Origin of the sequence: Pseudomonas onubensis, from assembly GCF_965653655.1 — a bacterium.
Lineage (GTDB): Bacteria > Pseudomonadota > Gammaproteobacteria > Pseudomonadales > Pseudomonadaceae > Aquipseudomonas.
In genome coordinates this window covers 1-439 of record NZ_CBFHAZ010000290.1, presented here as the reverse complement: position 1 = coordinate 439, position 439 = coordinate 1, and the positions used below count along the sequence as shown (strand labels likewise).

1 protein-coding gene is annotated in these 439 nt (G+C 45.8%); it reads left to right on the top strand.

Annotated features, from left to right (window positions below; translation table 11 throughout):
- Nucleotides 1–29: 29 nt before the first annotated feature.
- The coding region (locus tag ACTD9P_RS30000; RefSeq protein WP_438870478.1) for a DUF1054 domain-containing protein at nucleotides 30–439 on the top strand (410 nt) is incomplete at its 3' end.

Below are 439 nucleotides of genomic sequence, written 5' to 3'. Positions count from 1 at the left end.
TATGAATACTTACGTTAAGGAGGAAAAAGATGACTCAGATGCGTTTTACAAAAGAAGACTTCGATACATTTACAATAGAAGGTTTAGATCCGCGCATGGAGGTGTTAAAAGAACAAGTCCGTCCGAAGCTGACCTTGTTAGGAGAGCATTTCGCACCGACATTGTCAGCATTGACAGGAGATGAAATGTTCCCGCATGTCGCCAAGCACGCGAGAAGATCTGTCAACCCGCCGGCTGACAGCTGGGTTGCCTTTGCCAACAGCAAACGCGGCTATAAGAAACTCCCTCACTTTCAGATCGGTTTATGGGACACCCATATGTTTGTATGGTTTGCCATCATTTATGAATCTCCGATAAAAGAGGAATACGGCAGATTGCTGGAAGCGAAGCAGGAGGAAATCACAAAACAGATTCCCGGTCATTTTGTATGGTCGCCGGA